Annotated in this window: 23 protein-coding genes and 1 pseudogene; 10 read left to right on the forward strand and 14 right to left on the reverse strand. The window is 71.3% G+C overall.

Annotated elements, in window-relative coordinates; genetic code table 11:
* Positions 1-98 precede the first annotated feature (98 nt).
* The 6 genes from ACSMXX_RS23215 to ACSMXX_RS23240 all read left to right on the forward strand — a co-directional run bounded on the left by ACSMXX_RS23215 (position 99) and on the right by ACSMXX_RS23240 (position 6,668).
* Positions 99-893 carry a DeoR/GlpR family DNA-binding transcription regulator gene (locus ACSMXX_RS23215; protein ID WP_473180623.1) on the forward strand — a complete coding sequence of 265 codons (795 nt, stop codon included), beginning with the start codon at positions 99-101 and terminating at the stop codon, positions 891-893.
* Between the two features lie 189 nt (positions 894-1,082).
* The gene (locus tag ACSMXX_RS23220) at positions 1,083-2,522 is read left to right on the forward strand and encodes an MFS transporter (RefSeq protein WP_473180624.1); all 1,440 of its coding nucleotides are present in this window, start codon (positions 1,083-1,085) and stop codon (positions 2,520-2,522) included.
* Between the two features lie 73 nt (positions 2,523-2,595).
* Positions 2,596-4,143 (forward strand): FGGY-family carbohydrate kinase, encoded by a 1,548-nt coding sequence (locus ACSMXX_RS23225; protein ID WP_473180625.1) that lies wholly within the window; start codon positions 2,596-2,598, stop codon positions 4,141-4,143.
* Positions 4,140-4,748 (forward strand): histidine phosphatase family protein, encoded by a 609-nt coding sequence (locus tag ACSMXX_RS23230; RefSeq protein WP_473180626.1) that lies wholly within the window; start codon positions 4,140-4,142, stop codon positions 4,746-4,748. Before ACSMXX_RS23225 ends, ACSMXX_RS23230 begins: the two co-directional genes overlap by 4 nt.
* 106 nt (positions 4,749-4,854) lie before the next feature.
* Positions 4,855-5,715, forward strand: coding sequence for a DNA repair protein RecO (gene recO, locus ACSMXX_RS23235; protein WP_473180627.1), 861 nt, complete (start codon positions 4,855-4,857; stop codon positions 5,713-5,715).
* A gap of 131 nt (positions 5,716-5,846) precedes the next feature.
* Positions 5,847-6,668 (forward strand): isoprenyl transferase, encoded by an 822-nt coding sequence (locus ACSMXX_RS23240; protein ID WP_473180628.1) that lies wholly within the window; start codon positions 5,847-5,849, stop codon positions 6,666-6,668.
* Between the two features lie 54 nt (positions 6,669-6,722).
* Here the strand turns inward: ACSMXX_RS23240 and ACSMXX_RS23245 are convergent, their stop codons facing one another.
* The 5 genes and pseudogenes from ACSMXX_RS23245 to ACSMXX_RS23265 form a co-directional block, all read right to left on the reverse strand.
* The gene (locus ACSMXX_RS23245) at positions 6,723-7,454 is read right to left on the reverse strand and encodes an SDR family oxidoreductase (protein WP_473180629.1); all 732 of its coding nucleotides are present in this window, start codon (positions 7,452-7,454) and stop codon (positions 6,723-6,725) included.
* 183 nt (positions 7,455-7,637) lie between these two features.
* Positions 7,638-8,051, reverse strand: coding sequence for a Fur family transcriptional regulator (locus tag ACSMXX_RS23250; RefSeq protein ID WP_473180630.1), 414 nt, complete (start codon positions 8,049-8,051; stop codon positions 7,638-7,640).
* A gap of 388 nt (positions 8,052-8,439) precedes the next feature.
* Positions 8,440-9,315 (reverse strand): annotated as a pseudogene (locus tag ACSMXX_RS23255) (metal ABC transporter permease); the annotation flags it as partial.
* Entirely contained in the window at positions 9,312-10,103 is a 792-nt protein-coding gene (locus ACSMXX_RS23260; protein ID WP_473180631.1) for a metal ABC transporter ATP-binding protein, read from the reverse strand. The pseudogene ACSMXX_RS23255 and the gene ACSMXX_RS23260, both read right to left, overlap by 4 nt.
* A 110-nt stretch (positions 10,104-10,213) precedes the next feature.
* Positions 10,214-11,173 carry a metal ABC transporter substrate-binding protein gene (locus tag ACSMXX_RS23265; RefSeq protein ID WP_473180632.1) on the reverse strand — a complete coding sequence of 320 codons (960 nt, stop codon included), beginning with the start codon at positions 11,171-11,173 and terminating at the stop codon, positions 10,214-10,216.
* Positions 11,174-11,356: 183 nt separating this feature from the next.
* Between ACSMXX_RS23265 and ACSMXX_RS23270 the strand changes: the two genes are divergently transcribed.
* On the forward strand, positions 11,357-12,739 hold the full coding sequence (locus ACSMXX_RS23270; RefSeq protein WP_473180633.1) for a glycine--tRNA ligase: 1,383 nt from the start codon (positions 11,357-11,359) through the stop codon (positions 12,737-12,739).
* A gap of 58 nt (positions 12,740-12,797) precedes the next feature.
* Here the strand turns inward: ACSMXX_RS23270 and ACSMXX_RS23275 are convergent, their stop codons facing one another.
* From ACSMXX_RS23275 to ACSMXX_RS23290, 4 genes are all read right to left on the reverse strand, one after another.
* The gene (locus ACSMXX_RS23275; RefSeq protein WP_473180634.1) at positions 12,798-13,427 is read right to left on the reverse strand and encodes a Uma2 family endonuclease; all 630 of its coding nucleotides are present in this window, start codon (positions 13,425-13,427) and stop codon (positions 12,798-12,800) included.
* A gap of 93 nt (positions 13,428-13,520) precedes the next feature.
* Positions 13,521-14,378: a phosphotransferase family protein gene (locus tag ACSMXX_RS23280; RefSeq protein WP_473180635.1), complete on the reverse strand. Its 858-nt coding sequence runs from the start codon at positions 14,376-14,378 to the stop codon at positions 13,521-13,523.
* A 16-nt stretch (positions 14,379-14,394) separates the two neighbouring features.
* The gene (locus ACSMXX_RS23285; protein ID WP_473180636.1) at positions 14,395-14,985 is read right to left on the reverse strand and encodes a TetR/AcrR family transcriptional regulator; all 591 of its coding nucleotides are present in this window, start codon (positions 14,983-14,985) and stop codon (positions 14,395-14,397) included.
* 17 nt (positions 14,986-15,002) lie between these two features.
* Positions 15,003-16,007 carry an aldo/keto reductase gene (locus tag ACSMXX_RS23290; RefSeq protein ID WP_473180637.1) on the reverse strand — a complete coding sequence of 335 codons (1,005 nt, stop codon included), beginning with the start codon at positions 16,005-16,007 and terminating at the stop codon, positions 15,003-15,005.
* 281 nt (positions 16,008-16,288) lie between these two features.
* Between ACSMXX_RS23290 and dusB the strand changes: the two genes are divergently transcribed.
* Both dusB and ACSMXX_RS23300 read left to right on the forward strand, forming a co-directional pair.
* Positions 16,289-17,725, forward strand: coding sequence for a tRNA dihydrouridine synthase DusB (dusB, locus tag ACSMXX_RS23295; protein WP_473180638.1), 1,437 nt, complete (start codon positions 16,289-16,291; stop codon positions 17,723-17,725).
* Positions 17,726-17,825: 100 nt separating this feature from the next.
* Positions 17,826-18,884: a zinc-dependent alcohol dehydrogenase family protein gene (locus ACSMXX_RS23300; protein WP_473180639.1), complete on the forward strand. Its 1,059-nt coding sequence runs from the start codon at positions 17,826-17,828 to the stop codon at positions 18,882-18,884.
* A gap of 125 nt (positions 18,885-19,009) precedes the next feature.
* Here ACSMXX_RS23300 and ACSMXX_RS23305 read toward each other — a convergent pair whose 3' ends face one another.
* From ACSMXX_RS23305 to ACSMXX_RS23325, 5 genes are all read right to left on the reverse strand, one after another.
* Complete coding sequence (locus ACSMXX_RS23305; protein ID WP_473180640.1) at positions 19,010-19,237, reverse strand: dodecin; 228 nt, start codon at positions 19,235-19,237, stop codon at positions 19,010-19,012.
* 181 nt (positions 19,238-19,418) lie between these two features.
* Positions 19,419-21,500: an amylo-alpha-1,6-glucosidase gene (locus tag ACSMXX_RS23310; protein ID WP_473180641.1), complete on the reverse strand. Its 2,082-nt coding sequence runs from the start codon at positions 21,498-21,500 to the stop codon at positions 19,419-19,421.
* 5 nt (positions 21,501-21,505) lie between these two features.
* Positions 21,506-23,104, reverse strand: a complete 1,599-nt coding sequence (locus ACSMXX_RS23315) for an MGH1-like glycoside hydrolase domain-containing protein (protein ID WP_473180642.1) — start codon at positions 23,102-23,104, stop codon at positions 21,506-21,508.
* Positions 23,101-23,901 carry a sugar phosphate isomerase/epimerase family protein gene (locus tag ACSMXX_RS23320; protein ID WP_473180643.1) on the reverse strand — a complete coding sequence of 267 codons (801 nt, stop codon included), beginning with the start codon at positions 23,899-23,901 and terminating at the stop codon, positions 23,101-23,103. The genes ACSMXX_RS23315 and ACSMXX_RS23320 overlap by 4 nt, the downstream gene beginning before the upstream one ends.
* A gap of 84 nt (positions 23,902-23,985) precedes the next feature.
* Positions 23,986-25,032: a zinc-dependent alcohol dehydrogenase gene (locus tag ACSMXX_RS23325; protein WP_473180644.1), complete on the reverse strand. Its 1,047-nt coding sequence runs from the start codon at positions 25,030-25,032 to the stop codon at positions 23,986-23,988.
* Between the two features lie 155 nt (positions 25,033-25,187).
* Between ACSMXX_RS23325 and ACSMXX_RS23330 the strand changes: the two genes are divergently transcribed.
* Positions 25,188-26,609 (forward strand): ABC transporter substrate-binding protein, encoded by a 1,422-nt coding sequence (locus ACSMXX_RS23330; RefSeq protein WP_473184925.1) that lies wholly within the window; start codon positions 25,188-25,190, stop codon positions 26,607-26,609.
* Positions 26,610-26,617 lie beyond the last annotated feature (8 nt).

Genomic DNA, 26,617 nt, shown 5'->3' on the forward strand with positions numbered 1-26,617 from the left:
CATCCAGGATGTTACTTGGCGACCCCCCGGGCGTCGATCCCGGTCGCCGAGCGGGCCCGGCGGCCCCACCGCGCGCCCTCGGTCGGCAGACTGTGCCCATGAGTTCTCGACGCCGTGCGGCACGGCCACAGGAGTCCCGCCAGCAGACGATCGCCGAGTACGTGGCGGAAAACGGCTCCGCGACGGCGAACGAACTGGCGGAACTGACCGGCGTCAGTGTGATGACCGTGCACCGGGATGTGGACGACCTGGCCAGGCGCGGCCTGCTGCGCAAGTTCCGGGGCGGCGTCTCCGCGCAGCCCTCCACGGTCTTCGAGAGCGACGTGGAATACCGGCTCGGCGCCAGGCTGGAGCAGAAGCGGGCGATCGCCCGGTGCGCCACCGGGCTCGTCGAGCCCGGCACGTCCCTCCTGCTGGACGACTCCACCACCGCGCTGCAGCTCGCCCGGCTGCTGGAGCCGTTCACGCCCCTGACCGTGGTGACCAACTACCGGCGGGCCATCGACGAGTTGTGCGGCGTCACGGACATGCGGCTGATCGCCCTCGGCGGCGAGTACTCCCGCACCCACGACTCCTTCAACGGGCTGTCCTGCACCGAGGCGATCGCCAGGGTCCACGTCGACGTCGCGTTCGTGAGCACCTCGGCGATGAGCACGGCCATGACGTTCCACCAGGAGCAGGAGATCGTCCAGGTCAAGCGGGCGATGCTGGCCTCGGCCTCGAAGCGGGTGCTGCTGATGGACTCGGGGAAGCTGACGCGGACCGCGCTGCACCAGCTGGCTCCGCTCTCCGGCTACGACGACCTGGTGGTCGACGACGGCGCGGCCCCGGAGACGCTGGCGGAGCTCCGGGAGGCGGTGCGGGTGCACGTCGCGGAGATCGATCGCTCTTAACGTATTGCGTGTGAAAAAAACACGCTCTACGGTGCGTCCGGTGAAGGCAGACCGCGATCCGTTCGCGGGCGCCGCACACAGCGAACTGCGCCAGGGCGCCCAGTGCCGTGAGGGGCACTGGCTCCCCGGCCTGCTGGTCCGGCAAGGACCACATCCGCCACAGGGACCGCACCCGCACAGGGGAGACCCATGAACGAGCCGGAGACATCACAGGCGGCGCTCGGCACAGGCCGCGGCACCACCACCTCACAAGCGCCCCACGGCCCGGCCGGGCCGGGAGGCGCGCCCGCGCCCGACGCACCCGACTACGTACCGCGCGGGATCGAACGCATCGGCATCCCCCGGCCGCTCGTGTGGGGGTTCGTCGGCGTCTTCATCTACATGATCGGTGACGGGGTCGAGATCAGTTACCTCACCGACTATCTGCAGCAGCCCGGCGGCGGCGGCCTCGCCGGCGGCCAGGCGTCCTTCGCCACGGTGACCGCGTACGGCATCGCCGTGATGGTCGCGTCCTGGTTCTCCGGCACGCTGTCCGCGATCTGGGGCCCGCGCCGGGTGATGTGGCTGGGCGCGGCATGGTGGGTCGGCTTTGAGATCGTCTTCCTCTTCTTCGCCATCCCCAGCCAGAGCCTGCCGTTCATCGCGCTGGTCTACGGGATACGCGGCTTCGCCTACCCGCTGTTCGCGTTCGCGTTCCTGGTGTGGGCCCAGACGACCAGCCCGCAGCGGATGCGGGGATCGGTCGCCGGCTGGTTCTGGTTCGCCTTCACCGGCGGCCTCCCCACCCTCGGCGCCGGCGTCGCCGCGCTGGCCATCGGGCCACTGGGCATGAGCCTGCGGGACACCCTGGTGCTGTCCCTCGTCCTGGTCGCCGTCGGCGGCGCCATCGGCTCCTTCGCCGTACGGGAACCCCAGGGGCTGCTCCCGATCGCCGACTCGTCGGTGGCCGAGCCCCGGAGCTACCGCAGGCTGATGGAGGGCGTGGACATCCTGTGGCGCGACAAGCGCACTCTCGCGGGCGGGCTGGTGCGCATCGTCAACACCGCACCGCAGTACGGCTTCTTCGCGATGTTCCCGTTCACCTTCGGCACGGCCGGCGACGCGGACGGCTTCCTCAGCATCGCCCAGCTCTCCACCCTGACCGCGATCACCTACGGCGCGAACATCGCGGCCAACCTCTTCTTCGGCGTCTTCGGCGACTACTTCGGCTGGCGCCGCACCGTCACCTTCTTCGGCTGTCTCGGCTGCGCTATCGCCACGCCGCTGTGGTACTTCGTCTCGCTGGCCAGCGAGAGTTTCACCGTCGCCATCGTGCTGGGCTGCGTCTACGGCGTGCTGCTCGCCGGCTTCGTACCGCTGTCCGCCCTGATGCCGTCCATGGTGCAGCACAAGGACAAGGGGGCTTCGCTGGCCGTGCTCAACTTCGGTGCGGGCGGGGCCGCGTTCGTCGGGCCGTTCCTGGTCACGATCTGCTACCCGTTCATCGGGGGCGGCGGCGTCGCGATCGTCTTCGGCGCGCTCTACCTCGTGGTCGCCGTCCTCTCGACCCGGCTGAAGGACCCCAGCGACCCGGGCGAACAGCGCCGCGCGGCAGACACCCCCACGGCCGTCGCCGGCAGTACGGCGTGACGGCGCGGCTCAGCAGAGCTGACCCGCGGTATCCCTCGCCGAGTCCGCCGCGGCCCACCCCTGGAGGCGGAGCGTGACCTGCCCGGACGTCTGGATCGGCATCGACCTGGGCACCACGGGCGCCCGCGCCCTCGCGGCAGACCGCGAGGGCCGGGTGCTCGGCCGGGGCGCGGTCCCCCTCACCAGCCACCGGGAGGGCGTGCGGCACACCCAGTCACCGGAGGAGTGGTGGACCGCCGCCGCGGCCGCTTGCCGAAAGGCGCTGCAGGGCGTGCCGCCCGCCCGGGTCGGCGGTGTGGCGGTCGACGCCACCTCCGGAACGGTCCTGCTGGCCGGAGCCGACGGTGAGGCGCTGACCCCGGGCCTGATGTACGACGACGCGCGCGCCGAACAGGAGGCGGCCGAGGCCGACTCCTGCGGCGGCGAGATCTGGGAGCGGCTGGGATACGGGCACATGCAGCGCTCCTGGGGGCTGCCGAAGTTGTGCCGGCTGCTGCGCGACGGCGACGGCGACGGCGCCCGCGCCCCCGGCGTACGGCTGACGCACCAGAACGATTACGTGAACCGGCGGCTGACCGGTCACGCGACCCCCACCGACAGCAGTCACGCGCTGAAGTCCGGCTTCGACCTGACCGAGGACGACTGGCCCTGGGAGGTGCTGGAGGCCCTCAAGGTCCCGCCCGAGGTGCTGCCGCCCGTGGTTGCACCGGGCACCACCCTGGGCCTGGTCTGCGAAGCGGCGTCGGAACAGACCGGACTGCCGCCGGGGACGAGGGTGACGGCGGGCATGACCGACGGCTGCGCGGCCCAACTGGCCGTCGGCGCCACGGATATCGGGGACGTCAACTCGGTGCTCGGCACCACCCTCGTGGTCAAGGGCGTCAGTCCTCGCCTGCCCCGGGACCCCGACGGGGCCGTATACGCACACCGCTCACCCACCGGACTCTGGCTGCCGGGTGGCGCGTCCAGCGCCGGCGGACGGGCCCTGGAGACGGTCTTCCCGCCCGAGCGGTTCGCCGCCCTCGACGCGGCCGCGGAGCGGCACGGGCCCGCCGGCACCGTGGCCTACCCGCTGCCCGGTACGGGCGAGCGCTTCCCCTTCGCCGCACCCGCGGCGCACGGATTCCTGCTGGAGAGGCCCGGGAACCGGTTGGACGAAGCAGAGCACTACCGCGCCCTGCTGGAAGGCGTGGCGTTCGTGGAACGTCTGGCGCTGGACCGGCTGGACCTGCTCGGAGTGCCCACCGACGGCGGCCTCACCCTGGGCGGAGGCGGCAGCGGCAGCCGCGTCTGGAGTGCGCTGCGCGCGGACGTGCTCGGCCGGCCCGCGCGCGTCACGGAGCAGCACGGCTCGGCGTTCGGCATGGCGCTGCTCGCCGCATCCCCCGGATTCGGCGAAGGTGCCGGGGGCGGGGGCGGGAGCGGCGCTGACGGCATCGGTGCCGACGGCATCGGCGCCGCGAGCCGTGCGATGGTGCGGACACGGGAGACCTTCGAACCGCGCACGCAGCATCAGGAGCCCCTGCTGCGGTCCTACCGGCGGCTCGTGCGGGAGCTGGAACGGCGCGGCTGGCTCCCGTCCGAACTGGCCGCGCACGCTGTGCAGAGGAGCCTTACGTGACGGAACTGGTGCTGGTGCGGCACGGCGAGACCGTGTGGCACGCGGAGAACCGCTATGCGGGCAGCAGCGACGTACAGCTGACGGAAAGAGGCGCCGAGCAGGGCCGTGACCTCGCCCAATGGGCGTCCAGGCACGGCGAGTTGGCGGCGGTGCTCTGCTCACCGCTGAGCAGGTGCCGCCTGACGGCGGCTCCGGCGGCCGAAGCGGCCGGCCTCCCGCTGCGCTGCGAACCGCGCCTGCGGGAACTGCACTTCGGAGACGGCGAGGGCATGACGAAGACGGAGATGCGGCAGGCCTTCGGCGACCGGCTCATGGCGTTCCACCGCGACCCCGCCGGATCGCCGCTGCCCCGCGGTGAGGACCCGGCCGCAGCCGCCGAACGGGGCTTGGCGGCCCTGCACGACATCGCTGCCGCCCATCCGGACGGAACGGTGCTGGTCGTATCGCACAACACCCTGATCCGGCTGATGCTGTGCACGGTCCTCGGCATTCCGCTGTCCGAGTACCGGCGGACGTTCCCCGAACTCGGCAACACCGCACCGACCACCCTGCGACTGCGCGAGGGCCAGTGGTCCCTGATCCGCTTCAACGCGCCGCTGTGCTGACGGCTCGCGCGCCGCTGTGCTGACGGTGCCGCCGTACTGAGGGCGCCGCCGTGCTCCCCGACCGGAGCGGCGTCCTCCGACGGGCCCGTACGGGATACTGGCCCGCATGAGTCTGTTCCGCGACGACGGCATCGTGCTGCGCACCCAGAAGCTGGGCGAGGCGGACCGGATCATCACTCTGCTCACGCGCGGGCACGGCCGGGTGCGGGCGGTCGCGCGCGGGGTGCGGCGTACGAAGTCGAAATTCGGGGCGCGGCTGGAGCCTTTCAGCCACGTCGATGTGCAGTTCTTCGCACGGGGCAGTGAACTGATCGGCCGCGGGCTGCCGTTGTGCACCCAGACGGAGACCATCGCCCCGTACGGGCAGGGCATCGTCGCCGACTACGCGCGCTACACCGCCGGTACGGCCATGCTGGAGACCGCCGAGCGCTTCACCGACCACGAGGGCGAGCCCAACGTGCAGCAGTATCTGCTGCTGGTGGGCGGGCTGCGCACGCTGGCCGCCGGCGAGCACACGCCCAGTCTGGTGCTGGACGCCTTCCTGCTGCGTTCGCTGGCCATGGGCGGTTACGCGCCGAGTTTCGACAACTGCGCCAAGTGCGGGCTGCACGGCCCCAACCGCTTCTTCTCGGTCGCCTCCGGCGGCGTGGTGTGCGGCGACTGCCGGGTGCCCGGCAGCGTCGTACCGTCGCCGGAGACGCTGCGGCTGCTCGGTGCGCTGCTCACGGGGGACTGGGAGACGGCGGACGCGAGCGAGGCCAGGCATGCCCGGGAGGGCACCGGGCTGGTCTCGGCGTATCTGCACTGGCACATGGAGCGCGGGCTGCGCTCGCTGCGTTACGTCGACCGCACGACGGGGCCCGCGGGTGCGCAGGAGCAGCCGCAGGCCCAGCCGCAGCCGCCGGCGCAGTCCCGGCCGCAGCCGCCGGCGGAACCGGAGGCCCGGCAGTCCTGGCCGCAGCCCTGACCGCGGTCCTGAAAACAGTCCTGACCGCGGTCCTGACCGGCGGTGACGTCCGGGCGTCGGCTACGCTCGCCCGTGCCCCGGCGCTTCCCGCACCGTGACCCCGCCCCGTCCATCCCTGGAGCTGAACGACCATGGCACGCCGCGCAATGCTGCAGAGGCAGCGTCGCGAGTACGTCACGCCCGAGCCGCACCCCTCCGGCGAACGCCCGCCCGAGATCCCGCCGGAGCTCGTCCCCGGCCATGTGGCGTGCGTCATGGACGGCAACGGACGGTGGGCGAAGCAGCGGGGTCTGCCGCGCACGGAGGGGCACAAGGTCGGCGAGGGCGTCGTGCTCGACGTGCTCAAGGGCTGCCTGGAGATGGGCGTGAAGAACCTCTCCCTGTACGCCTTCTCCACGGAGAACTGGAAGCGCTCGCCCGAAGAGGTGCGCTTCCTGATGAACTTCAACCGTGACGTCATCCGGCGCCGCCGCGACGAGATGGACGAACTGGGCATCCGTATCCGCTGGGTCGGGCGGATGCCGAAGCTCTGGAAGTCCGTGGTGCGCGAGCTGCAGGTCGCGCAGGAACAGACCGTCGGCAACGACGCGATGACGCTCTACTTCTGCGTCAACTACGGCGGCCGCGCGGAGATCGCGGACGCGGCGCAGGCGCTCGCCGAGGACGTGAGGGCCGGGAAGCTCGACCCGTCGAAGGTGAACGAGAAGACCCTCGCCAAGTACCTGTACTACCCGGACATGCCGGACGTGGACCTCTTCCTGCGTCCCTCCGGCGAGCAGCGCACGTCCAACTACCTGATCTGGCAGAGCGCTTACGCCGAGATGGTCTACCAGGACGTGCTGTGGCCGGACTTCGACCGCCGTGACCTGTGGCGGGCCTGCCTCGAATACGCCAAGCGCGACCGCCGCTTCGGCGGAGCGCGCGGGAACGGCGGGGACGGTAAGAGCTCCTAGGTGTGCTGTTCGCCCGACGGCGGCCTGCGGCCGGTGGGCCGGGGCCTGCCGGGCTCAGGAGAGCCAGTCGGCGAAGCTGGTGGGCGCGATGCGGGCGCCGGCCGGAGCAGTGAGGACGTCGCCGTGTACGGCGGCGAACATGCCGGCGTTGTCATCCGTGACGACGGACCGTCCGTCGCCCTTGGCCGTGACGGTGAGCCGCCCGAGTTCGTCGAGGGGGTGGACCTCGGGGCCGGCGACGTCGAGCACGCCGCCCGTGGGGGCGCCGGCGGCGACCTCGGCGACGTAGTGGGAGACGTCGGCCGCGGCGATCGGCTGAAGAGGTGTCCGCGGCAGGCGGACGGTGTCGCCGTCGACGGTCCAGGACATGGCCGCGTCGATGAACTCCATGAACTGCGTGGCGCGGACGATCGAGTAGGGGATCCGCCCGGCCTTGAGGATGTCCTCCTGGAGCACTTTGGCCCGGTAGTAGTCCAGCTCCGGAACCTGCTCCACGCCGACGATGGAGAGGATGACGAAGTGCCCGGCTCCGCCCTTCTCGCTCGCGGCGAGAAGGTTGTCCATCGAGGTCTGGAAGAAGGCGGACGAGGCTTCGTCGAAGGTCGGGGAGTTCGTCAGATTGACGACGGTGTCAGTGCCCGCCAAGGCTGCTTCCAGGCCCTGGCCGGTGATGACGTCCACTCCTGTGGACAGGGAGTGCGGTACGGCCTCGTGTCCGGCCGCGTTCAGGTCCGTCACGACCTGCGATCCGATCAGCCCGGTTCCACCGATCACTGCGACCTTCATGTGGTGCCCTCTCTCCTGGTGCCACTGCGGGTAATAGCCCCATGAAGTCACATGCGTACCTTTTGTGCATCCGGTTGCGTGCTGCCCCGTCGTCCCTCGCAGATCGCGGTGCTCGTCGTCGAAGGACGCGGCGTGCGGGACACGCGGCAGGAGAGGCGGACGAGCGCCGTCAGTTCGGCGCCGTCACTTCTCGGCGGCGCAGTCCCCGCACGTACCGAAGATCTCGACGGTGTGGCCGACGTTCACGAAGCCGTGCTCCTCGGCGATGGAGTCCGCCCACTTCTCCACGGCCGGGCCCTCGACCTCGACGGCCTTGCCGCAGTGGCGGCACACGAGATGGTGATGGTGGTCGTCGCTGTGGCAGCGGCGGTAAACCGATTCGCCCTCGTCGGTGCGCAGGACGTCCACCTCACCGGCGTCGGCGAGGGACTGCAGCGTGCGGTAGACGGTGGTCAGCCCGACCGAGTCCCCGCGGTGCTTGAGCATGTCGTGGAGCTCCTGCGCGCTGCGGAACTCCTCGACCTCAGCCAGTGCCGCCGAGACTGCGGCACGCTGCCGCGTCGACCGGCCGCGGACTGGGGGACCTGCGGTGGTCACGCTGTCTCCTTCGCTCGTCTCGCTCACTGAACCTGCCCGGTCATTGTGCCAGGCAGCGCGGGCGCGGGGCCCCACGCCCGGAAACCAGCGGTCGACCGGGGCTCTAGGCCGCGCCTTCGGCGCCCCTGCCGTCGCGGGAGGAGGCCTGGTCCCGGTGGGAGGAGGCACCGTCCCCGTCCTGGGGACGCGGCCGGCGGCCCGACCGTGCCCCGCCGGCGACCGTCACCCCGTGGTCCGGGTCCGCGTGGTCCGCGTCCCTGCGGTCCTGGTCCCCCTGGCCCGAGTCCCCGCCGCTCCGGTCCCCGCCGCGCCGGTCCCCTTCGCGCCGGTCCCCTTCGCGCCGGTCCCCTTCGCGCCGGTCCCCTTCGCTCCGGTCTCCGCCGGTGACGCCGCCGTCCGGGCCGCCTCCCCCCGTCGCTCCGCCGGCCGCCGCCGCCCCCTGCAGCGCGGCCCTGCGCTTCGCGAGCGGCGCCGCCAGGACCGTCACCAGGGCGAAGACGGCGATGGCCAGTACCACGATGCTGCCGCCGGGCGGCACGTCCGCGTAGTACGAGGCGGTGGTCCCGGACAGGGTCACGGCGACCCCGAAGATCACGGACAGCCCGAGAGTGCCGGCGAAGCCCCGCGTGACCTGCTGCGCGGCGGCCACCGGAATCACCATCAGCGCGCTCACCAGCAGCAGGCCCACGACCCGCATGGCGACGGTGACCGTCACCGCTGCGGTGACGGCGAGCAGCAGGTTCAGCACCCGCACCGGGAGGCCGGTGACGCGTGCGAACTCCTCGTCCTGGCAGACCGCGAACAGCTGCCGCCGCAGCCCCAGCGAGCAGGCCAGGACGAAGGCCGACAGACAGACGATGGCGACCACGTCGGAGTCGGAGACGGTGGTGATGGAGCCGAAGAGATATGTGGTGAGGCTGGCGTTCGAGCCGTTCGGCGCCAAGTTGATGATCAGGACGCCGCCTGCCAGGCCGCCGTAGAAGAGCATCGCGAGGGCCAGATCGCCGCGTGCCTTCCCGTGCCAGCGGATCAGCTCCATCGTGATCGCGCCGAGCGAGGCGACGGCGATCGCCATCCACACCGGGCTGGTGCCCAGCAGGAAGCCGAGGGCGACGCCCGTCAGCGCGACGTGACCGATGCCGTCGCCCATGATCGCCTGGCGGCGCTGTACGAGGTAGATGCCCACGGCCGGGGCCGCGATACCGACGAGCAGTGCGGCGAGCAGGGCGCGCTGCATGAACGGGTAGTGCAGCAGCTCGGTCATGCGCGCGTCCCGGGGTTGGCTTCGCTCACGGAGAGTCCGCTCTGTATGGCTGCGGCCGTTGCCGCGGCGTCGCGGGTGTCGTGCGGGTGGCAGGCCAGGTCGTGGAGGCGTTCGGGGTCGGCGACGCTCTCGGCCAGTCCGTCGCGCATCAGCACCGCGCGGTCGATCAGCGGTGCGAGAGGCCCCGCCTCGTGCAGGACGAGCAGGACGGACGTACCGCGTCCGACCTGCTCACGCAGCGCGTCCGCCAGTACGTCCTGGGCGGCCAGGTCCACGCCGGCCAGGGGCTCGTCCATGATCAGCAGGTCGGGCTCGGCGGCGAGCGCACGGGCGATCAGTACGCGCTGGTGCTGCCCGCCCGAGAGGGCGTTGACGGAGTCCTTGGCGCGGTGCCCGAGCCCGACGACGTCGAGGGCACGGGCGACGGCGGCTCTGTCCGCCCGGCCCAGCGGGCGCAGCTTCGTACGGGCCAGGCGGCCGGAGGAGACGACTTCCCGCACGGTGGCGGGCACGCCTGCGGCGGCCGTGGAGCGCTGCGGCACGTAGCCGATGCGGCGCCAGTCGCGGAACCGCGCGAACGGGGTGCCGAACAGCTCCAGCTCGCCCCCGGAGAGCGGCACCTGGCCGATGACCGCCCGGATCGCCGTCGACTTGCCCGAGCCGTTGGCGCCGAGCAGCGCGACGACCTCGCCGCTGCCCACGGTCAGGTCGACGCCGCGCAGCACGGTGCGCGCCCCCAGCGAGGCGGTGGCGGCCCGGAGGGACATCACGGGCTGCGGTGCGGCCATGGGCGGGGCCCTTCCTCGGTGGTCGGTGAGCGGGGCTCGGGTCGGGTTCGGGTTCGGATTCGCTGCCGGATTCCCTGCGCTGCGGGGGAGGAGTCCGGAGCGGAGGGGGCTCAGTTGGCGCCGAGCGCGGACTGCAGCGCGATGAGGTTCTGGTGCATGACCGAGAAGTAGTCCTGGCCCTTGTTCACGGTCTCCAGTGGGCTGAGTACCCCGGTCCTCAGGTTCAGATCGTTCGCCAGGGTCCTGGCCGTCTTGTCGCTGGCGCTCGACTCGAAGAAGACGGTGTCGACGTCGTCCGCCTTGGCGATCTTGTGCAGCTTCTTCATGCGGGCGCCGCTCGGCTCGGACTCCGGGTCGATGCCGGAGACGGCGGCCTGGTGCAGCCCGTAGCGCTCGGCGAGATAGCCGAAGGCGGAATGAGTGGTGATGAAGGTGTCGGTCTTCTTGCGCGACAGACCCTTCTTGAACTCCTTGTCGAGGGAGTGCAGGCGCTCGGTCAGGGCGCGGGTGTTCTTCTTGTAGTCCTTCTTGTGTGCCGGATCGGCCTCGGCGAGCTCCTTGCCCACGCCCTTGGCGATCTGCGCGTAGCGGACGGGGTCGAGCCAGACGTGCGGGTCGCCGCCCTGCCCGGAGTCCGAGTGGGAGTGGGAGTGGCCCTTGCCGTGGTCCTCCTCGCCGTGGACGTCCTGGCTGTGCTTCTCCATCGAGGCGTACGAGGACGCGTCGGCGACGTGCTCCGGCTCGGCCTGCTGGATGCCCTCGTCCACGGCGGGCTGGAGGCCCTTGAGGTAGACGACGAGGTCGGAGTCGGTCAGCCGGCCGGTCTGCTGGGGGCTGAGTTCCAGGTCGTGCGGCTCGGAGCCGGGCTTGGTGAGGGTCTCGACCTCGACGTGCTCGGCGCCTATCTGCTGGGCGATGAACTGGAGGGGATAGAAGGACGCGACGACGTTCACCTTCCCGTCCGAGTCCGCACTGCCCGGTTCGCTCGTGCAGGCGCTGAGGGCGAGAGAGCCGACGCCGAGAGCGGTGGTGGCGGCGAGGGCGCGTATCAGCCGACGGGAAGCGTTCATGACAGTCATTTTCAGACTACTTGGAAACGATTGTCAAATGGTGAGGCGGGATTCCGCTCGCCGGGGCGGGCCCGCGGGCGCCCGCGAATCGCTCGCCGTACCGATAGCCGAACCGATTTGATCCGCCCCCCTCATGGATCGGTAACCTGAAGCATTCCGTCCGCCGTTGATGAAGAGAGCACTGTGGCCGCCGACAAGATCGACACCATCGTCAGCCTGAGCAAGCGCCGTGGCTTCGTGTACCCGTGCAGTGAGATCTACGGTGGTCAGCGTGCCGCCTGGGACTACGGGCCGCTCGGCGTGGAGCTCAAGGAGAACATCAAGCGTCAGTGGTGGCGTGCCATGGTCACCTCGCGGGACGACATCGTCGGCATCGACTCGTCCGTGATCCTTGCAACGCAGGTGTGGGAGGCGTCCGGCCATGTCGCCACCTTCACCGACCCGCTCACCGAGTGCACCTCCTGCCACAAGCGCTTCCGTGCGGATCACCTGGAGGAGGCGTACGAGGCGAAGCACGGACGGCTTCCGGCCAACGGGCTCGCCGACGTCAACTGCCCCCACTGCGGCAACAAGGGCGGCTTCACCGAGCCCAAGCAGTTCTCCGGGCTGCTCTCCACGCATCTCGGCCCGACGCAGGACGCCGGCTCCGTGGCTTATCTGCGGCCCGAGACGGCGCAGGGCATCTTCACCAACTTCGCGGCCGTGCAGCAGACTTCGCGCAAGAAGCCGCCGTTCGGCATCGCGCAGACGGGCAAGTCCTTCCGCAACGAGATCACGCCGGGCAACTTCATCTTCCGCACCCGCGAATTCGAGCAGATGGAGATGGAGTTCTTCGTCAAGCCGGGTGAGGACGAGGAGTGGCACGAGTACTGGATGCAGCAGCGCTGGTCCTGGTACACGGATCTCGGCCTGAGCGAAGAGAACATGCGCTGGTTCGAGCACCCGCAGGAGAAGCTCTCCCACTACTCCAAGCGCACCGCCGACATCGAATACCGCTTCAACTTCGGCGGCAACGAGTTCTCCGAACTCGAAGGCGTCGCCAACCGCACCGACTTCGACCTCACTGCGCACTCGAAGGCCTCCGGGCAGGACCTGTCCTACTTCGACCAGGAGGCCGGGGAGCGCTGGGTCCCGTACGTGATCGAACCGGCTGCAGGCGTCAACCGCGCGATGCTCGCGTTCATGCTCGACGCCTACATCGAGGACGAGGCGCCCAACGCCAAGGGCAAGCTGGAGAAGCGCAACGTGATGCGGCTCGACCCGCGGCTCGCCCCCGTCAAGGTGGCCGTGCTTCCGCTGTCGCGCAACGAGAAGTTGTCGCCGAAGGCGCGCGGCCTCGCCGAGACGCTGCGCAAGCACTGGAACATCGAGTTCGACGACGCCGGCGCCATCGGCCGCCGCTACCGCCGGCAGGACGAGATCGGCACGCCCTTCTGCGTCACCGTCGACTTCGACACCCTCGACGACAACGCCGTCACGGTGCGCGAGCGCGACACGATGAAGCAGGACCGCGTCTCGCTCGACCAGATGGAGAGCTATCTGGCCGGGCGGCTGCTGGGCTGCTGAGCCGTACGAACGTGAAGGGCCGGTTCCGCCGTGGCGCGGAACCGGCCCTCGCTCTGCGTCAGTTGCCCTCCGCCTGCTCGCCCCCGTGTCCGGTCGGCGCTCCGAAGCCGGTGGTGTCCAGCTCGCAGTCGAAGGGCGCGGGAATCTGGAGCGTCTTCCCGAACGGCACTGTGGTGTGCGAGCTGTAGCCCTTCCCGGACGGCGTCCAGAAGACGGTGGCCGACTCCTCCTCCATGTCCAGCAGCAGATACACGGGGACGCCGGCCTGCCCGTAGACGCGGACCTTGCCCTCCCAGTCGTCCGTCCGGGTCGAGGGCGACGTCAGCTCTGCGACGAGGGTGAGTGCGTCACCGTCGATGTACCGCTTCGTGGTGTTGAACGCCTCGCGTGCCGCAACGTAGACATCCGGTCCGTACGCGCGTTCCTGACCGGGGAAGGTGAAGAGGAAGGGAGCGTCGCCGCAGGTTTCACCCTGGGGCAGATGCTGCCCCAACTGCTCCCGGAGCGACTCCATGCCCCGGTAGTAGTAGCCCCTCGACCACGGCGACATGACGATGTTTCCCCCGATGATCTCCGCCCGGTAGCCGTCGGGCACGTTCATGCTCAGCAGAGTCCGGCACAGCGCCTCGAAGCCGGGCGGGCCGTCAGGGGTCTCTATGGGCGTGGGTGACGTCGGTCGCTCAAGCATCACGGTCATGATGCGCCTTTCTTCCTGGGTGATCCAGTCGTCACCCAGAGTATTCGGCGGGTCTGACAACGGGTCCTGGAGTGGCCCGGCCGCTCAGGCCAGCAGAGCCGTCAGCCTGCGCGCCTGCCGCGCCGCCGTGCCCGGTGGGTTGCGTGGGTGCTCCCGCTCCGCGTCGGAGGAGAGCAGGAACAGCCATACGAGGGCGAGCAGCCGGCGGCACTCCCGCAGCCGGGCGGACTCGGCCGGCGTCAGAGCGAACCGGCACAGGAACGCGGGGACGTCGAGAGGGCTGTCGACCCAGGAGCCCACGTGCTCGGTGATTTCCGCCAGTTCGAAGGCGCGGTCGCTGCGGCCGGAGTCCTCGAAGTCGACGATCCGTACGCGGGAGCCTCCCCCTGGGCCCTGCGGCCCGGGGGGACCGCCATGGAGGAAGTTGGCGAGGTTGCCGTCACCGGCGCCGAAGACCGCGGGGACGTCCGGCGGGGCGTTCTCCATGTCCGATTCGGCCAGCCATCGGAGCCCCAGGTCCATGGCCACGTCCACTTCCCCGCGGGGCGGAACGCGGACGCGGGCGGCCCAGGAGCGCAGATGTGCTGTCAGTTCGTGCGGGAGGCCCGGTCTGGGCGGGACTCCGGCGAGGACGGCGGGCGGGAGCGCCGAATGGAGAGAAATCACCGCGTCGGCGAGGGCGTTGAGGGCTCTCCCGTCCTGAGTGCGGCCGCGCAGCGGCTCACCCGGCAACCGCGACATGGTGATCACCGGTTCCGCCGTGCCGAGTACGGCCGTCGAAGGAGCGGGGGCGAGCCCGGGTGCGTGCTCGGCGAGCAACTGCAGCGCCCGCCACTCCCGTTCGCCCGCCCCGGCGTCCGCGTGGCGGAAGCGCTTCGTCACCAGGTGAGGGCCCAGCTCGACGGTGTGGGTGCCGTGGGTGCCGGGCGCTCCGGTGCTCAAGGGTCCGGGCCCTCGGTCAGGCGCGAAGGCCGCGGATGATCAACGTCCGTACGGCTGCGAAGTCTTCGTCGATGCCGGGACGCGACCACTCCGCGGCATACGCCGGGTCGTGGAACCGGCCCGTCGCCTGGAACACCGCACGGGCGGTCTCGGTCGGGAAGCCGACCGAGTCGGAGGCGAAGACGCCCTCCCGGCGGCCGTCCTCGATGATGCGTGCGAGCTGGCCGACCAGATCGCCGATGTGCCGGTCGACGACGGCGCTCATGTCACCGGTCAGGACCGAATACGTGGCGAACAGCTCCGGATCTCCGCCCGCCTTGTGGCGCTTGGCCTCGAAGAGGCTGGTGAGCCAGCGGTCGAGGCGCTCCTCCGCCGGGGCGGAGTCGTCGACGACGGGGACCAGCAGCTCGGTGGTGCGGTCCAGCCAGCGCTGGGTGACCGCCTCGCGGAGGGCGGCCTTGGTGCGGAAGTGGCGGTAGACGCTGCCGTGGCTGACGCCGAGGGCGCGCGCGACGTCCACCACCGTGGCCTTGCTGGGCCCGTAGCGGCGCAGCACCTCCTCGGTGGCCTCGAGAACACGCTCCGCAGTCAGCGCTTCCGACACCATCGGGCCCCCTGTTCTGGCTATTTCTCGCTGTCGAGGTGCGCCATCTGGGCGGCCGGATACCGGTCGCCGGCGGCGGAACCGGCGGGCACCGCCTGCTCGATGGCGTCGAGATCGTCCGCGTCGAGAGTAACGTCAAGCGCCGACAGGGACTCCGCCAGCCGCTCGCGGGTACGGGCGCCGATCAGCGGAACGATGTCCTCGCCCCGCGAGAGAACCCAGGCGACGGCGGTCTGGGCGACGGTGATCCCCTTTCCGTCGGCGACGCGGCGCAGCGCCTCGACGAGGGTGAGGTTGCGGTCCAGGTTCTCGCCGGAGAAGCGCGGGCTCATGCTGCGGAAGTCCCCTGGCGCCAGCTCCCGTTCGCTGGACCAGTTGCCGCTGATGAGGCCGCGCGAGAGCACTCCGTAGGCGGTGACGCCGATGCCCAGTTCGCGGCAGACGGGGAGGATCTGCTCCTCGATGCCGCGGGAGATCAGCGAGTACTCGATCTGCAGATCGCTGACGGGAGCCACCGACGCGGCCTTGCGAATGGTTTCGGCGCCGACCTCGGAGAGGCCGATGTACCGCACATGGCCGGCCGTCACCAGCTCCGAGATGGCACCGATCGTCTCCTCGATGGGAACGGCCGGGTCGAGGCGGGCGATCCGGTAGACGTCGATGTGGTCCGTGCCGAGGCGCTGCAGGGAGTAGGCGGCGAAGTTCTTGACCGCCTCGGGGCGGCCGTCGTAGCCGGTGAACCCGCCCTCGACCGTTCGCAGGGCGCCGAACTTCACGCTGGTCAGGGCTCGTTCGCGGTGGGCGGTGGGTGCGGTGCGCAGGGCCTCGTTGATGAGCAGTTCGTTGTGGCCCATGCCGTAGAAGTCGCCGGTGTCCAGCAGGGTCACGCCCGCGTCGAGGGCGGCGTGGACGGTCGCGATGGACTCGGCCCGGTCGGTGTCGCCGTAGAGCGCGGACATGCCCATGCAGCCGAGACCGAGGGCCGAGGTGCGGGGACCGTTCTTGCCGAGGTTGCGGGTCTGCATAGGGCGCTCCTTGGGGTGGTGAGGGCGGCGAGCCTTGCGATGACAACTATGGCATGACGGATGACAGATTTCAATATCTGTCAGTCCAACTCTGTCCGGCCAAGGTCAGACTAAGGTCAGGCCCGCCCCGCCCCCTTCGGTGCCCTCCGTACGGCCGCCGCGCCGATGCGGGAGAATGGAGGCCGCGCGCCGCCGCCCGCCGCGCAGGCAACGCACCGCCCCGCACCGGAGCGGCCCGCGACCGCACCGTCCGTACGAACGTCCCGGAGGACGCCGACGTCATGACGCCGCCGCTCCACATCGGTCCCCACGCCGTCCAGCCGCCTGTCGTGCTGGCGCCGATGGCCGGGATCACGAACGCGCCGTTCCGCACGCTGTGCCGGGAATTCGCCGAAGGCGGCGGGGGGTACGGGGGCCGTCCCCCGGGGGATCGCAGTGCCGAAGGCGGCGGGGGGTACGGGGGCCGTCCCCCGGGGGATCGCAGTGCCGAAGGCGGCGGGGGGTACGGGGGCCGTCCCCCGGGGGATCGCAGTGCCGAAGGCGGCGGGGGTTACGGGGGCCGTCCCCCGGGGGATCGCAGTGCCGAAGGCGGCCGGGGTTACGCGGGCCGTCCCGCGGCAGACGCCGGCACCGCCCCCGGCGCCACCCCCGGCAGCGGCACCCCCGACACCGCCGCCCCCGGCAGCGGCGCCCGCAAGGGCCTCTTCGTCAGCGAGATGATCACGACGCGGGCGCTCGTCGAGCGGAACGCGAAGACCATGCAGCTCGTGCGCTTCGAGGAGAGCGAGCGGCCGCGGTCCATCCAGCTGTACGGGGTGGACCCGGTCACCGTCGGCAAGGCGGTCCGGATGATCGCGGACGAGGACCTGGCCGACCACATCGACCTCAACTTCGGCTGCCCGGTGCCCAAGGTGACGCGCAAGGGCGGCGGTTCGGCCCTGCCGTACAAGCGGCCGCTGCTGCGGGCGATCCTGCACGAGGCGGTCGGCAACGCGGGCGTCCTCCCCGTCACGATGAAGATGCGCAAGGGCATCGACGACGGCCACCTGACGTATCTGGACGCCGGCCGCATCGCCGTCGACGAGGGGATCACCGCGATCGCCCTGCACGGCCGCACCGCCGCACAGCACTACGGCGGCACCGCCGACTGGGACGCCGTCGCCCGCCTCAAGGAGGCGGTGCCCGAGATCCCCGTACTGGGCAACGGCGACATCTGGTCCGCGGGCGACGCGCTGCGGATGGTCCGCGAGACGGGCTGCGACGGCGTGGTCATCGGACGGGGCTGTCTGGGGCGGCCGTGGCTGTTCGGCGATCTCGTCGCGGCGTTCGCGGGAGAGGGCGAAGAGGCGTACGCGCGGCCGTCGTTCGGCGAGGTGGCGCGTGTGATGCTGCGGCACGCGACGCTGCTGGGGGAGTGGCTGGGCGACGAGGCGCGCGGAGTGATCGACTTCCGCAAGCACGTGGCCTGGTACACCAAGGGCTTCTCGCTCGGTTCGCAGGCCCGCCGGCGACTCGCGGTGGCCGCCTCGCTGGACGAACTGGCCGGGCTGCTCGACGCCCTCGACCAGGACGAGCCGTGGCCGCACGGCGCGGACGGCCCGCGCGGCCGCACCCACGGGCGCAACAAGGTCGTGCTGCCCGAGGGCTGGCTCGACGACCCCTACGACTGCGCCGGAGGCGTGGGCGCTGAGGCGGAACTGGATACTTCGGGCGGTTGAAGTCCCCTGTCACAGGGCTTGGTCGGGACCAGCCGGAGTTTTATCCGGAACGGCTAAGCAAGCGCGTGTGCAGGTCAGGTGACTGAGAGACTCGCCGCTTGTGAAGGCCATCGTCTACGAGGAGTTCGGACACCACCCCGCGCTCCGCTCGGTACCCGACCCCGCACCTGCCCCAGGCGGCGTGGTGATCGAAGTCGACGCCACGGGCCTGTGCCGCAGCGACTGGCACGCGTGGCGCGGCCACGACCCGGATGTGAAGCTGCCGCATGTCGGCGGCCACGAGTTCGCGGGGACGGTCGTCGCCGCGGGTTCCGGATCGGGGCTGCCCTGGGTGGGGCGGCGCGTGACGGTGCCCTTCGTCTGCGGCTGCGGCGCCTGCGCGCAGTGCGTCACGGGGAACCAGCAGGTGTGCGAGCAGCAGACCCAGCCGGGCTTCTCCCACTGGGGGTCCTTCGCCCAGTACGTCGCGATCGACAACGCCGACGGCAACCTCGTCCCGCTGCCCGACTCGCTCAAGGCCCCCGCGGCGGCCGCCCTGGGCTGCCGCTTCGGTACGGCCTACCGTGCGGTCGTCCGGCAGGGCCGCGTCACGCCCGGGGAGTGGGTCGCCGTGCACGGCTGCGGCGGCGTGGGGCTTTCCGCGGTGATGGTGGCGGTCGCGAGCGGCGCACGGGTCGTGGCGGTGGACATCTCCGCAGCGGCGCTGAAGGTCGCCAAAGACCTCGGCGCGGAAGCGACCGTGGACGTCTCCAGTGTCGACGACGCGGCGGCCGGAGTCCTCGAAGTCACGCACGGCGGTGCGCACTTGTCCCTGGACTGCCTCGGTGATCCGCGCACCTGCTGTGCGTCCGTACGGAGCCTGCGGCGGCGCGGACGGCATGTGCAGATCGGTCTGCTGCCGTCCGACGAGGGCACGCCGGCGATCCCGATGGACCGCGTCGTCGCACACGAGCTGGAGGTGCTCGGCAGCCACGGCATCCAGGCGCACGAGTACCCGGGGCTGCTCGGCCTCGTCGAGTCGGGCGTGTTCAAGCCGGAGCTGCTGGTACGGCGCACGATCGACCTCTCGGAGGCGCCTGCCGCGCTGATGGAGATGGACATCCCGGTGCCCGCCACACCCGGGGTGACCGTCATCAAGCCGGAGTCGCCGAAGTCCTGAGCCGGTCGCGCCCGCGGCGAGTGCCTCGCGGATGTGACCGGGCGGCGGTCTGGTGCGCCGCACGGTTCCAGCGACCGGTCGCCCGCGGGCAGGTGGGCGGGCAGGCGCGCAGGCGGGCGGGCAGGTCAGCCTCCTGCGGACTCGCCCGCCTCCAGCCGGAACCCGACCTTCATGCAGACCTGGTAGTGCTCGATCTGCCCCTCCTCGATCTGGCCGCGCACCTGCGTGACCTCGAACCAGTCCAGATGGCGCAGCGTCTCCGAAGCACGGCTGATCGCGTTGCGGATCGCGGCGTCCACGCCCTCGTGGGACGTGCCGACGATCTCGGTCACCCGGTAGGTGTGCTCGCTCATGCGGACCTCCGCAGGCCTCGTTCGTCCGGTGTGTTCTTCCCCCGGTGCCCGGATCTGCCCGGAATACGCAGCACGCGAGGCCGCGTACGCAAACGCGTACGCAAACGCGCACGTGAAGAGGCCGCCCCCGGCCGCAGGGGGGATGGCGGCCAGGGGCGGCGGGTGAGGGACGGCGCGGGTGTCAGGTGCCCGGAGCGTCCCCCACGGCTGTGAGCAGCGCGAGCGGCGTGGCGGCCGCCCACGCCTGCGGAGAACAGGCATGCGGATAGGGGACGGGGTCCGGGTGGTCGCTTCGGCCGTAGCCCGCGAGCACCTCGGGCAGCCGGTAGCTCTGCCTGGCGGCGGCCTCGACCATGCCGGCGGCGAGCGTACGGGCTTCCCCGTGCAGCCCGTAGCGGGCGAGCCCGAGAGCGATCACGGCGTTGTCATGCGGCCAGATGCTGCCCCGGTGGTAGGAGAGCGGGTGGTACGGGGCCTGGCCGGCGGCCACCGTGCGTACGCCCCAGCCGGAGAAGAAGTCCTCCTGGAGCAGCCGGCGGCCCACCCGCTCGCCCGCCTCCTGGCCGAGGATTCCGGACCAGAGCAGATGGCCCGCGTTGGAGGCGAGTACGTCGGCGCGGGTGCCTTCCGCCGGGTTGCGGCCGGGGCCGTCTGCGGCGAGTGCGAGGAGGGGGAAGTTCTGCTCCGGCATCCAGAAGTCGGCCTCGAAGCGTTCGCGCAGCGCCGCCGCCGCCTTCGACAGCCGTTCGGCGTAGGCCGCGTCCTGCCAGTCCGTACGGGCCAGCTCCGCGGTGCGGCACAGCGCATCGTAGGCGTAGCCCTGCACTTCGGCGACCATGACGGCGCCCGTGGGGCGTGTGCCGTCGGCGGTGCACACGGCGCCCGGCGAGTCCTTCCAGTTCTGGTTGGCGAGGCCGCCTTCGTGTGCGTGGTAGGCGAGGTAGCCGTGTTCGTCGAGGCCGCCGTGGGTGAACATCCAGTCGACGGCGGCGCGTGCGTGAGGTTCGAGGCGGCGGGCGAGGTCCGGCCAGCCCGTACGGTCTGGACGGCCCGTCCCGTCGTCGCCGTCGTTCCCGCGCAGCTGTTCGCTGTACGCGCCGAGGAGGATCAGGAAGAGCGGCGTGGAGTCGACCGAGCCGTAGTAGCGCCCGTAGGGGACCTGGCCGAAGTGGGCCAGTTCGCCGTGGCGCAGCTCGTGCACGATCTTGCCGGGCTGTGCGAGACGTTCGGGCTCCTCCTCGCGCGCCTGGGAGGCGGCGAGCGCGAGCAGCGTGGGACCGGCGAGCTGCGGCCGGTAGGGGAGGGCGAAGAGCGAGGTGAGGAGGGAGTCCCGGCCGAAGAGGGTCAGGAACCAGGGAACTCCCGCGCCGGGTATGAGCAGTTCCTCGTCGTCGGGGCCGCGGGCGGTCACGCGCAGACCGGCCAGATCCGCGAGCCCTTGTTCGCAGGCGCGGGCCAGCTCAGGCCAGTCGGTGAGACGGGAGGGGACGGGCTCCGCGGAGGTGAACTCCTCTGTGCGTGCCCGCAGCCAGGAGACGACGGCGGCCGGGTCGCCTGCCGGTGGCGGTGCCGGCGCCGCCACCGGTGCCGGTCGGCCGCGCACCGGGGCGCCGTGCGGGTGCGCCGTGACGCGGAGCGTCAACTCCGCCGTTCCGTGCGGCGGGAGCTCCAGCAGCCAGCCCAACTGCCGTGCGGAGCTGCCGGTTTCCTCTACGGTGAGCGGCGCCGGGTCCGCGGTGATGCTCGTACGGGAGTGCCACTCGCCGCGCCGGTAGCCGAACTCGACGCCGTCCGGCAGCACTTCGTGCGTACGGACCGTGTGCGGCTTGTCGTAGGAGCGGTGGTCGGAGCGCAGCTCGAACTGGTCGGCGAAGTCGGCGTCGGCCGTGAGCGTGAGCCGTGCGGTCGTGGCCTCGCCCAGGTTGCTGGTGAACCGGATGCGTTCGGTCAACTCGCCGCTCACGACGGCCTGCCGGCGGAAGACGGTGTAGGCCGGCGGCTCCTCGCGGGTGCCGTGCGGCGTGAGGACGGCGGCGCCGTCGCCGTCGGATGCGGGCACCAGAACGGCTGGGGACGAGCCGTCGACCGTGAGCTGCCATCGGCTCAGATGCCGCGCGTCACGTACGAACAGGCCCTCGGGGACCGTGCCTTCGGACTGCGCACTGGGCAGGGCCCAGCCGGGCGGGCCGCTCACGTCGCCGGAGGGGCCCAGTACGGCGAAGGTGCCTTCGTGCACGAGCAGGCGGTGCTCGGTCGCATTCACAGGGGTCAGGGTCCTTCCTCGGACTCGGACGACTCGGGTGACTCGGGTGACTCGGGCGACTCGGGTGTGAACTCTTCTGGGCTCATTGACGTGAATCCGGCCTGCTGAACCTCAGGTCCGGACTCATGGCCTGAATCCGGCCCTTTCAGCAGATCGAGGGCGAGCGCCGCGGTCCAGCTGAAGTCGCGGGTACCACGGGCCGCTCCGGTGTACGGGTCGAGGTACTCGGCGAAGCGGGACGCGGCGGCCGCACCGAGCACGTCGGCGCGCAGCGTGTCCGCGCGCTCGGTCTCGCCGCAGCGGCGGAGACCGCGCTCCAGCAGCCAGTTGACGTTGAACCAGGCCGGGCCGCGCCAGTAGCGGGACGGGTCGAACGCCGGACCGGACAGGTCGTAACTGGGAAGGAGCCGCACTCTCGTGCCCAGCCCGAAGCGCTCACCGGTGACGGTGCGCAGCAGGGCGGCGGTGATGTGCCGGGGCAGGCCCGGTGCGATCAGCGGCAGCAGCCCCGCGGCGCTCCGCGCGTCCACGAGCGCGCCCTGGTCCGAACCGTCGCCGCCGCGCAGTCCGCCGCCCAGTCCGCCGCGCAGGTCCCGGCAGAGGAACTGGCCCGCTTCCGGCGACCACAGCCGCCGCACGAGTGCGGCCGTCAGCGCGGCGGCGCGCTCGCGGTGCGGTGCGGGGTCGCCGCCGAGTTCCCGTGCGACGGCGGCGAGTGCGTGCTCGGAGACGATGAGCAGGCCGTTGAAGGAGGGGTCCTCGACGGCGAACGGATGCGGTGCGTCCGCGTCCCGGTAGCCGTGGTCGCGGTAGCCGGCGGCGAGGGCCACGTAACGCCCGTAGTCCAGGTCGGTGGGGCGGTCGGCGGCGGCGCCGTGTGCGAGGTCGGCGCGCCGGAAGGAGTCCGCCGCGGCCGGTTCGACACGGGCCAGCGGGCCGTCCCAGCAAGGGCTGTTGTCCATGCCGGGCTCCCACGGATGCACGGCCGCGGCCAGTCCGCCTCCACCGATGTCCCGCTGCTCGGCGAGGTAGCGGTGCCAGGCCGCCAGCCGCGGGCGTACCCGAGCCAGGAAGCCGCGGCGCCGGGAGGCCGCCGGGTCCGCCAGATGCACCAGCCACGCCGCGAGCGCGTGCACGGGCGGCTGGACGATCCCGGATGTCTCCACGTGGCGAGGCGCGCCCGTACCGCCGCGCGCGGCGGCCCCCGCCGAGGAGGAGCGCCAGAAGTCGGGACCGGGGAAGTAGGCGTCCGGCGGCACACGGGGGTTGAAGACGATGTGCGGGATGCGGCCGTCGTCCCACTGCCCGCCCAGCAGCGTCTCCAGTTCGCGCTGTGCCCGTACGGGTGAGAGATGGCGCAGCCCGATCGCGATGAACGCCGAGTCCCAGCTCCACTGGTGCGGATAGAGACCATGTGACGGCACCGTCGAGGCGCCCGTCCAGTTGCCGAGGAGTACGCGGTGGGCGCCGCGTCTGATACGGGCGCGCTCCGCACTTCCCGGAAACCGGTGCGGGGGCAGGGAGTTGGGCTGTGCCGTGCTGTGCGCGGCTCGCGACGTCGCCGATGCCGTCGCCGATGCCGATGCCGGCGCGGCGGCGTTCACGCGGCGGCCCGGGCGAGGAACGCCGGTACGGAACGGACCGCTTCGGCGGGGTCGCCGGTCAGCCGGCACTCGACGGCCAGCTCGCCCTCGTATCCCGCGGCGTCCAGCGCGCCGAGCCAGGCCGGCCAGTCCAGGTGGCCCGCGCCCGGCTGGAAGCGGTTGGAGTCGCTGACCTGGGCGTGTCCGATGTAGGGGGCCGCGGCGAGGATCGCCGCCGGAGGGTCGGCCTCTTCGATGTTCATGTGGTAGCTGTCGATGCCGACGCGTACGGAGTCCAGCCCCGTCGCACGAACCAACTCCACTGCCTGGTCGAGCCTGTTGACCATGTGGTCCTCGTAGCGGTTGAGCGGTTCGAGGAAGAGCGCGACGCCCTCGCGGCGGGCGTGCTCACCGAGCTCGGTCAGGCCGGCGAGCAGTACCTCGCGGTCCTCCTCCTCGCTGCGCGGCGGCTCGAAGGGCGGCAGGCGGCGCGAGAACATCCCGTACGAGGCGGGGGTCATCGCACCGCGGCCGCCGAGTTCGCCGATGACGGAGAGCTGCGACTTCATCTGCTCCACGGCGTCGCGCCGCAGGTCCTCGTCGAAGGCGCCGAAGAAGTGCCGCATCTCCACGCACACCGTCGGCATGACGACGCCGTCCGCGAGCGCCCGGCGCAGTTCGGGCAGCCGGTCACGGAACGCGAAGTCGCCCTGTGCGCGCAGCTCGATGGCGCCGTAGCCCGCGGACCGGGCGGACTCCCACTTCTGCTGCAGGGTCTCGCCCGGCAGCAGCTGCTCCTGGCAGGCGGTTGTGAACATGGCGGGCCTTTCGCGGAGTGCTTCGGTGCTTCGGTGCTTCGGGTCGGTCGCTCGGGGGCGTGGACGGGGTCCGTCCGGCGGAGCTCAGAACGCGAGCACGATCTGGAGGGCGTCCGCCGGGCGTTCGTCCAGCAGCGCATAGGCGTCCGCCGCCTCCGCGACCGGGACGACGTGGCTGACGAGCGACTTCACATCCACCCGCTCCTCGGCCACCAGCCGCAGGAACGTCTGCTGAAGCCGCTCCACGCTCCACCGCCCGGCCAGCTCCTGCGGCACGCCCCCGATCTGCGAACAGATCAACTGCGCCCTGTTGTGGTGGAATTCGTCGCCGAGCCGCAGTCCCGCACCGTCCCCCTGGTAGAAGCCGGAGGCGACGACGCGTCCGCCCACCGCGACCGAGCGCAGCGCCTCGTGCAGCGCGGCGTAGGAACCGCTGATCTCGATGGCCGCGTCCGCGCCCCGTCCGTCCGTCGACTCCCGTATGCGTTCGGCGACTTCGTCCTCACGGGCGTCGAGGGTGACGTCCGCTCCGTAGCGCCGCGCGACGGGCAGCCGTACGCCGAGAGCGTCGACGGCGGTCACGCGGGCGCCGCTGAGCCGGGCGAGGCGAGTGGTCAGCAGACCGATGACGCCCTGCCCGAACACCGCGACGTCCTCGCCGAGATTGATGCCGGCGCCGAGCACCGCGTTGTACGCGATGGCCCCTACGCGGGCGAACGCCCCGGCGAGCGGTTCGAGCCCGGCGGGAAGCGTGTGCCCGGCCAGCCGCTCCGCCGGTACGACGCCCTCGCTGCGGTGGCCCCAGATTCCCCATGCCAGGTCACCGACGCGGGGCATGCCGGGCAGCTCCGCCGACTCGGGGGAGATCTCGGTGACTTCGCCGACCTCGGAGTAACCCCAGCCGGCGACCGGATACTCGATGCCGGCCGCGCCGTCCCGGAAGAGCCGGGCCTGCGGGTCCCAAGTGCGGGTGAGATACGGGTTCGTGCCCCGGTACGCGGTCAGCTCCGTACCCGCCGATATGCCCGAGTAGAGCGTGCGGAGCCGCACATGGCCGTACGGCAGCGGCGCACGTTCGTGCTCGGCGACCTCCACCTGCCGCGGGCCGGTGAACTGGACGACTTGCTCCACAACGCACTCCGAAGACTTGGGTCCTTCACGTGGGGCCCTGACGTGGACCTCTCAAGTTCCGTCGAAGGTACATGAGAATTACGTCTTGTTAAAAGACAGAAGTGGTGCTGAGATGCATGGCGGTAAAGCGGAAGCCGGATGAGGGCGAGGCAGAGGTGCGTATGTGGACGCGGCGTTCGAGCGTGAGGAAGCCGGCCGCGGCCGCCGTGGCCGTATCGCTGAGCGCCGCCCTGCTCGCGGGATGCTCGGCGGACGCGCAGGCGGGGCCCGGCAAGGCGGACAACAAGATCACCGTGTGGACGCTGGAGAACCTGCCGGCCCGCATGGCGGCGGAGAAGAAGATGGTGGCCCGCTTCGAGAAGAAGAGCGGAGTGCGCGTCGAGCTCGTCGGCGTGGACGAGGGCCAGCTCCCGCAGTTGATCATGTCCGCCGCGGCGTCCGGCAATCTTCCCGATGTCATCGGCTCCCTGCCGCTCGGCCAGGCCTGGCAGATGTACGGCAACGGGCTGCTGAACACCAAGGCCCCCGCCGACATCGTCAAGGAACTGGGCCGCGGCACCTTCAACTCGAATGCGCTGAAGCTGACTTCGGACGGCCCGGACCGGCTCACCGTCCCCTCCGACGCGTGGCTCCAACTCCTCGTCTACCGCAAGGACTTGCTGAAGAAGGCCGGCCTGCCCGCACCCGACAGCTACGAGACGGTCCTGAAGGCCGCCCGTAAGCTCGACCGCGGCCGTATGCACGGCATCTCGCTGGCCACCGACCCCTCCGACCCCTTCACCCAGCAGAGCTTCGAGGACCTGGCGCTCGCCAACGACTGCCAGCTGGTGGAGAAGGGCGAGGTGACGCTGGACTCCCCGGCGTGCCGCCGCACCTTCGCCACGTACGACCGGCTGGCACGCGAGCACGGAGCTCCCGGGACGCAGACCGTCGACACCACCCGTGCCACCTACTTCGCGGGCAGGTCGCCGATGATGGTGTGGTCCTCGTTCCTTCTCGACGAGCTGTCCGGGCAGCGCGCCGACGCCGTGCCCAACTGCCCGGAGTGCAAGAAGAACAAGGAGTTCCTGGCCGGGAACAGCGGCATCACCACGGCCCTGAAGGGGCCGGACGGTGAGAAGCCGGTCCAGTTCGGCGAGATCACCTCATGGGCGGTGACCAGGACCGCCGAGACCGGGGCCGCCGGCAGCTTCGTGAAGTACATGCTCAGCGACAGCTACGAGGACTGGTTCGGGATGGCCCCCGAAGGCAAGATCCCCGTACGGGAAGGCACTTCGGACGACCCGGACAAGTACACCCGCGCCTGGCACTCCAGCCGCCTCGGCGTCGAGGCGGAGGTCCGCAAGCCGCTGAACTCGATCTATCCCGACGAGCTGCTGGACGAACTGGCCGACGGCGTCAGCGTGATGCGCCGCTGGGGCTTCACACAGGGCGAGGGCGCGCTCGTCGGGGCTACGAACGGCGAACTGCCCGTACCCAAGGCCATCGGTGCCATGACCAGCGGCCAGACCACGCCGGAAGAGGCGGCCCGAGAGTCCCAGGACGAGGTCGACGCGCTACGGCAGTCCCTGCGGTGAGCAGCCCC

The sequence above is a fragment of the Streptomyces sp. DSM 116795 genome (genome assembly GCF_055792905.1).

Excerpts from the sequence above, each read along its gene's own strand:
- ACSMXX_RS23240 (WP_473180628.1), top strand. The coding sequence starts at position 5,847 with ATGGCACGCCGCGCAATGCTGCAGAGGCAGCGTCGCGAGTACGTCACG.
- ACSMXX_RS23320 (WP_473180643.1), bottom strand. The coding sequence starts at position 23,901 with ATGTTCACAACCGCCTGCCAGGAGCAGCTGCTGCCGGGCGAGACCCTG.
- recO (WP_473180627.1), top strand. The coding sequence starts at position 4,855 with ATGAGTCTGTTCCGCGACGACGGCATCGTGCTGCGCACCCAGAAGCTG.
- ACSMXX_RS23215 (WP_473180623.1), top strand. The coding sequence starts at position 99 with ATGAGTTCTCGACGCCGTGCGGCACGGCCACAGGAGTCCCGCCAGCAG.
- ACSMXX_RS23305 (WP_473180640.1), bottom strand. The coding sequence starts at position 19,237 with ATGAGCGAGCACACCTACCGGGTGACCGAGATCGTCGGCACGTCCCAC.
- ACSMXX_RS23275 (WP_473180634.1), bottom strand. The coding sequence starts at position 13,427 with ATGCTTGAGCGACCGACGTCACCCACGCCCATAGAGACCCCTGACGGC.
- ACSMXX_RS23220 (WP_473180624.1), top strand. The coding sequence starts at position 1,083 with ATGAACGAGCCGGAGACATCACAGGCGGCGCTCGGCACAGGCCGCGGC.
- dusB (WP_473180638.1), top strand. The coding sequence starts at position 16,289 with ATGACGCCGCCGCTCCACATCGGTCCCCACGCCGTCCAGCCGCCTGTC.
- ACSMXX_RS23290 (WP_473180637.1), bottom strand. The coding sequence starts at position 16,007 with ATGCAGACCCGCAACCTCGGCAAGAACGGTCCCCGCACCTCGGCCCTC.
- ACSMXX_RS23245 (WP_473180629.1), bottom strand. The coding sequence starts at position 7,454 with ATGAAGGTCGCAGTGATCGGTGGAACCGGGCTGATCGGATCGCAGGTC.
- ACSMXX_RS23285 (WP_473180636.1), bottom strand. The coding sequence starts at position 14,985 with ATGGTGTCGGAAGCGCTGACTGCGGAGCGTGTTCTCGAGGCCACCGAG.
- ACSMXX_RS23260 (WP_473180631.1), bottom strand. The coding sequence starts at position 10,103 with ATGGCCGCACCGCAGCCCGTGATGTCCCTCCGGGCCGCCACCGCCTCG.
- ACSMXX_RS23265 (WP_473180632.1), bottom strand. The coding sequence starts at position 11,173 with ATGAACGCTTCCCGTCGGCTGATACGCGCCCTCGCCGCCACCACCGCT.